At 72.6% G+C, this 6061-nt stretch carries 4 protein-coding genes and 1 pseudogene; 2 read left to right on the forward strand and 3 right to left on the reverse strand.

Annotated elements, in window-relative coordinates; all coding sequences use genetic code 11:
* On the forward strand, nucleotides 1-754 hold a 754-nt coding region (locus ABD899_RS15580; protein WP_345207657.1), incomplete at its 5' end, for a trimeric intracellular cation channel family protein.
* 295 nt (nucleotides 755-1049) lie between these two features.
* On the opposite strand, the gene ligA is transcribed toward ABD899_RS15580, so the two are convergent.
* On the reverse strand, nucleotides 1050-3182 hold the full coding sequence (gene ligA, locus ABD899_RS15585) for an NAD-dependent DNA ligase LigA (protein WP_345207659.1): 2133 nt from the start codon (nucleotides 3180-3182) through the stop codon (nucleotides 1050-1052).
* 89 nt (nucleotides 3183-3271) lie between these two features.
* On the opposite strand from ligA, the gene gdhA reads away from it, so the two are divergent.
* Complete coding sequence (gene gdhA / locus ABD899_RS15590) at nucleotides 3272-4624, forward strand: NADP-specific glutamate dehydrogenase (protein WP_345207661.1); 1353 nt, start codon at nucleotides 3272-3274, stop codon at nucleotides 4622-4624.
* Between the two features lie 75 nt (nucleotides 4625-4699).
* Here the strand turns inward: gdhA and ABD899_RS15595 are convergent, their stop codons facing one another.
* Nucleotides 4700-5374 carry an alpha/beta hydrolase fold domain-containing protein gene (locus ABD899_RS15595; RefSeq protein ID WP_345207663.1) on the reverse strand — a complete coding sequence of 225 codons (675 nt, stop codon included), beginning with the start codon at nucleotides 5372-5374 and terminating at the stop codon, nucleotides 4700-4702.
* 406 nt (nucleotides 5375-5780) lie between these two features.
* Nucleotides 5781-6061 (reverse strand): annotated as a pseudogene (locus ABD899_RS15600) (hypothetical protein); the annotation flags it as partial.

Genomic DNA, 6061 nt, shown 5'->3' on the forward strand with positions numbered 1-6061 from the left:
GGGGCGGGGGGTGGGCGAGGCGGGGGGCGGCGGGGCGGGCGGTGGGCGGGCGCCGCGGGGGGACCGGGTGGGCTGGGAGGATGACCCGGTGCTCACCGACACCGCTTCGACGCAGCTCGTCCTCGACCTCGTCGGTGTCTTCGTCTTCGCCCTGTCCGGCGCCATCGTCGGTGTGCGCCGCGGCCTCGACCTGTTCGGCATCCTCGTCCTCGGGTGGGTGGCGGGGCTGGGCGGCGGGATCATCCGGGACGTCTTCCTCGGCATCACCCCGCCTGTCGGCGTGAGCGACTGGCGGCTCCTCGCGGCGGCGGTCGTCGCGGGCCTCATCGTCTTCCTCCTCCACGGCACGTGGCAGGCGGCCGCCGAGCGCCACCCCGACGCACGGTGGCGGCGGGTGTCGTTCACGGTGCGCATGCTCGACGCCGCGGGTCTGGCCGTGTTCGCCGTGAGTGGCGCCCTCGTCGCCCTCGGTGCCGAGGCCGGCGCGCTCGCCGCGGTGCTCATCGGCGGCATCACCGGCATCGGTGGTGGGCTGCTGCGCGACGTGCTCACCGGGCAGGTGCCCGAGGTGCTGCGTCGCGAGCTGTACGCCGTGCCGGCTCTCGCGGGCGCCGCCCTCGTCGTCGTGCTCCACGAGGCGGGCGCCCTCACGACCCTCACAGCGTGGATCGCGGTCGCGCTCGTCTTCGTGACCAGGGTCGTCGCCGTCGTGCTCGACCTCAACGCCCCACGGGCGCTGCGCAGCGGCCCCTGACGGCCCGGGACGGGTCAGCCGTCCGCTGGACGGTCGTGCCGCCCGCCGGGTGGGGCCGGGCGGCCGGCCAGTCAGCAGTCCGGGCTGCCGGCGGCTCCGGTCGGGCGGGCCGTCAGAGCGGACTGCCCGCTCGCTCGGGTGCGAGCTGCCGGCCGGCCGGTCGGTCCGGACTGCCCGCCGCTCCGGGTGCGCGCTGCCGGCCCGGCGGTCGGGTCCGGACTGCCCGCCGCTCGGGTGCGAGCTGCCGGCCGGCCGGTCGGGTCCCGACTGCCCGCGGCTGCGAGCTGCCGACCGGTCAGTCCGGGCTGCCCGTCTCGAGGAGCCGGCGGAACCCTGCCTCGTCGAGGATCCGCAGGCCGAGCTCGCGGGCCTTGTCCTCCTTGGACCCCGCGTTCTCCCCGACGACGACGTAGTCGGTCTTCCTCGACACCGACCCGGAGGCCTTCCCCCCGTGGGCGAGGATCGCCTCCTTGGTCTCGTCGCGCGAGAAGCCCTCGAGCGAACCGGTGACGACGACGGTGAGGCCGGCCAGGGTCGGCTCGACGGCGTCGTCACGTTCGTCGACCATCCGCACCCCGTCGGCGGCCCAGCGGTCGACGATGGCCACGTGCCACTCGTTGCCCGGCCGGTCGAACCAGTCGCGCACCGACTCGGCGATGACGGGGCCGACGCCCTCGACGCCGGACAGCTCGTCGACCGAGGCGGCACGCACGGCCTCCATCGACCCGAAGTGCTGGGCGATCGCGCGGGCGGCGGTGGGGCCGACGTGGCGGATCGACAGGGCCACGAGCACCCGCCACAGCGGCTGCTGCTTCGCGGCCTCGAGGTTGGCGACGAGCTTGTGGCCGTTGGCCGACAGCACCCGACCGTCGACGACGGCCCCCGGCGGGTCGGTGCGCTTGGCGGCCCGCGTGTACAGCGGCACCTTCGCGATGTCGTCGGCGGTGAGTGAGAACAGGGTCGACTCGTCGTGGAGCACCCCCGACTCGAGCAGGGCGATGGAGCCCTCCCAGCCCAGGGCCTCGATGTCGAACGCGCCGCGTGAGGCGAGCCCGAACAGCCGCTCGCGCAGCTGGCTCGGGCACGAACGCGCGTTCGGGCAACGGATGTCCTTGTCGCCCTCCCTCTCGTACGCGAGCTCGGTGCCGCACGCCGGGCAGCGCGTCGGCATCTCGAAGGCGCGCTCGGTGCCGTCGCGCAGGTCGACGACCGGGCCGAGGATCTCGGGGATGACGTCGCCCGCCTTGCGCAGCACGACCGTGTCGCCGATGAGGACGCCCTTGCGGCGGACCTCGTGGGCGTTGTGCAGGGTGGCCATCGAGACGGTCGACCCGGCGACGGTCACCGGCTCCATGACGCCGAAGGGGGTCACCCGGCCGGTGCGCCCGACGTTGACCTGGATGTCGAGCAGCCTGGTGTTGACCTCCTCGGGTGGGTACTTGAACGCGATGGCCCAGCGCGGGGCGCGGGACGTCGCCCCGAGCTGGCGCTGCACGCTCACCTCGTCGACCTTGACGACGACCCCGTCGATCTCGTGCTCGACGCTGTGCCGTCGTTCGCCGTAGCCGTCGACGAAGGCCTGCACCTCGTCGACGGTGTCGAGGACCCGGTAGTGGCTGCTGACCGGCATCCCCCACGCCTTGAGCAGCTCGTAGGCCTGACTCTGGGTCGCGACGTCGAGGCCGCGGCGGGCGCCGAGGCCGTGGACGAGCATGCGCAGCGGACGGGTCGCCGTGACCCGGGGGTCCTTCTGGCGCAGCGACCCCGCCGCGGCGTTGCGCGGGTTGGCGAACGGCGCCCTTCCGGCCTCGACGAGGCGGGCGTTGAGGTCGCCGAAGGCCTCGATGGGGAAGAACACCTCGCCGCGGACCTCGACGAGCTCGGGCACGTCGTCGCCGGCGAGCTCGGTCGGGATGCCGTGGATCGTGCGGACGTTGAGCGTGACGTCCTCGCCGGTGCGGCCGTCGCCGCGGGTCAGGGCACGGGTGAGGCGGCCCCGCTCGTAGAGCAGGTTGACCGCGAGCCCGTCGATCTTGAGCTCGCACAGGTAGTGCAGGCTGGCTCCCCCGGCGTCGCGCTCGACGCGGGTGGCCCACGCGGACAGCTCGTCGGCGCTGAAGGCGTTGTCGAGGCTGAGCATGCGCTCGAGATGGTCGACCGCGGTGAAGTCGGTGGAGAACACCGCACCCCCGACCTGCTGGGTGGGGCTGTCGGGGGTTCGCAGGCCGGGGTGCGCGTCCTCGAGGTCGTTGAGGCGGCGCATGAGGGCGTCGTACTCGCCGTCGCTGATCGTCGGGGCATCGCGGACGTGGTAGGCGAACTGGTGCTCGCGGGCCTGCTCGGCGAGCGTGGTCCACTCGTGGCGGACGTCGTCGGGCACGACGTCGCTCGGCTGCTGCGCGGCGGGGTCGTTCGGCGTCTCGCTCACGCGGCCATCCTGCCGCAGCGCACCGACGGTCACGATGACGAGGGCGAGGGACCGCGCGAGGCGCGGTGGGGCGGTGCAAGAGTGAGCCCATGACCGCAGCGCTCCATCCACGGGTCCAGCCCCACTTCGAGAAGGTCCTGTCGCGCAACCCCGGGGAGGTGGAGTTCCACCAGGCGGTCTACGAGGTCATGCTCAGCCTCACCCCGATGATCGGCACGCGGCCCGAGTACGCCCAGTGGTCGGTGTTGTCCCGCATGTGCGAGCCGGAGCGGCAGATCATCTTCCGGGTGCCCTGGGTCGACGACGAGGGGCGGGTGCAGATCAACCGCGGCTTCCGCGTGGAGTTCAACTCCGCGCTCGGGCCGTTCAAGGGCGGCCTGCGGTTCCACCCGAGCGTCAACCTTTCGATCATCAAGTTCCTCGGCTTCGAGCAGGTCTACAAGAACGCCCTGACCGGGATGCCGATCGGCGGCGGCAAGGGCGGCTCGGACTTCGACCCCAAGGGCCGCTCCGAAACCGAGGTCATGCGCTTCTGCCAGTCGTTCATGACCGAGCTGTACCGGCACATCGGTGAGTACACCGACGTGCCCGCCGGCGACATCGGGGTGGGTGGCCGCGAGATCGGCTACCTGTTCGGCCAGTACAAGCGGATCACGAACCGCTACGAGTCAGGGGTCCTCACCGGCAAGGGTCTCGCCGTCGGCGGCTCCCGGGTGCGTACCGAGGCCACCGGCTACGGCACGGTGTTCTTCGCCCAGGAGATGCTCGCCGCCGTCGGGGAGTCGCTCGACGGCAAGCGGGTCGTCGTCTCCGGCTCCGGCAACGTGGCGATCTACGCCATCGAGAAGGTGCGCCAGCTGGGGGGCACCGTGGTCGCGTGCTCGGACAGCGGCGGCTACGTCGTCGACGAGGCCGGCATCGACCTCGACCTGCTCAAGGACGTCAAGGAGGTACGCCGGGGTCGGCTGACCGACTACGCGGACGCCCGGAGGGCCGGGGCACGCCACGTGTCGAACGGTTCCGTCTGGGACGTCCCGTGCCAGGTGGCCCTTCCGTGCGCCACCCAGAACGAGCTGCCGGAGAGCGGTGCCCGCGCCCTGCTGTCGAACGGGGTCGAGCTCGTGGCCGAGGGAGCCAACATGCCCTCGACGCCCGAGGCGGTCGCGATGTTCCAGGGGGCCGGAGTGCGGTACGCACCGGGCAAGGCGTCGAACGCCGGTGGCGTGGCCACCAGCGCACTGGAGATGCAGCAGAACGCGAGCCGCGACTCCTGGACCTTCGAGGACACCGAAGAGCGGCTCGAGGCGATCATGAGCTCGATCCACGCCCAGTGCGTCGAGACGGCGGAACGCTACGGAGACCCCGGTAACTACGTCATGGGCGCCAACCTCGCCGCCTATACGCGGGTCGCCGACGCGATGGTCCTCCTGGGCGTGGTCTGACGCGGCAGGTGTCGTCGGGTCGGGACGCTCACCGACTCGGACTCGTCACGGTCCGGCTCGTCAGGGTCTGCTTCGTCACCTCCTCGCCGCGAGCAGTGTGCTTACCCGATCCGCGATATCGCGCCGGGCCGCGCGTCCCTCGGGTGCCGGCAGGAGGGGGTAGTCGTGGATGGCCCCGTGCTCGACGTGGAGGACGAACGGGACGTCCGACGGCATCCGGCGACCGAGCTCGCGGCAGTCGGGCAGCGTGATGTCGCGGGTGCCGACCCACACCTCGACCGGCGGGAGGCCGCTGAGGTCGCCGCGCAGGGGGCTCACCCGGGGGTCGTCCACCCCCAGCTCACCGGCCCATGACGTCGCGATGGGGTGCAGGCCGGCACGGGTGAGCCAGGGGTCGCGCGGCTCGACGGCATCGATCTCGGGGTTGTCCATCGTGAGGTCGACCCAGGGCGCGACGAGCAACAGCCCGGCGATGTGGGCCCGCGTCGCCGGGTCGGACTGCTGGGCCGCGACGAGGGCGAGGCCGCCGCCGGCCGAGTCGCCGGCCAGCACGCACGGACGCCCCGCGGCCGCCAGCGTGGCGACCACCTCGTCGACCAGGTGGACCGCGTCGAGGGCGGTGTGGTGCGGCGCCAAGCCGTAGATGGGGACGTGCACGTCGTACCCGGATCGCCGTGAGAGGTACGCGGCGAACTCCCACTGCTGCTCGACGATCTCGTTCGTGTACGCCCCACCGTGCAGGTAGACCACGACGCCGTTCCCGGATGCCGGGGCACCGCGCCGCCGAGGACGTGCACGTCGCGCTCTCGCACCTGGTCGGTCGTGACCTCGCAGGTCGCGAGGGCGTCGCGCGGCGGGGTGGGCGGGCCCTTGACCGAGTGCAGGAACGCTGTGCCCGCCTCGGCCGTCGCGTAGCGCTTCTTGCGGGTCCAGCGCACGTAGAGGGCCACGGCACTCATCCGCCAGCTCGCCACGACGACCTCGCCTCCTCGACGCGGTCGGACCCTCGCCCCTGCGGTGAGATGTGGAGGGACAGGACCCGCCCCTGACGATGCCACGGATCCGCGGGCGACCGAGCGATGACCCGGAATCGACAGGATCGGGACCCGGACGGTCAATGTTCGCCGTCGCGGCGGTGGCGAGGGCCGTGTGGGGTTCAGGCGACGCCGTCGAGGCTGGCCAGGTGCTGCGCCCAGAACTCGTCGGGCACGTCGTCGTGGTCGACCGCGTTCTCGTCGCCGTGCTCGTACAGGTCCAGCTCGTGCTCCGCCCAGGACTGCTCGTGCGGGTCGTCGCCGGTGATCGCGGCGACGAGCTCGGCCAGTCGCTGCGGGGTCAGCGGTGGCGGGTCGTTGATCGCCTGCTCGACCCGCAACCGTTCCAGGTGCCGGTCGTAGGACCCGTCGGTCAGGTCCCACACCACGTACCGGCCCCGCT

The sequence above is a fragment of the Fodinibacter luteus genome, assembly GCF_039541575.1.
Lineage (GTDB): Bacteria > Actinomycetota > Actinomycetes > Actinomycetales > Dermatophilaceae > Fodinibacter > Fodinibacter luteus.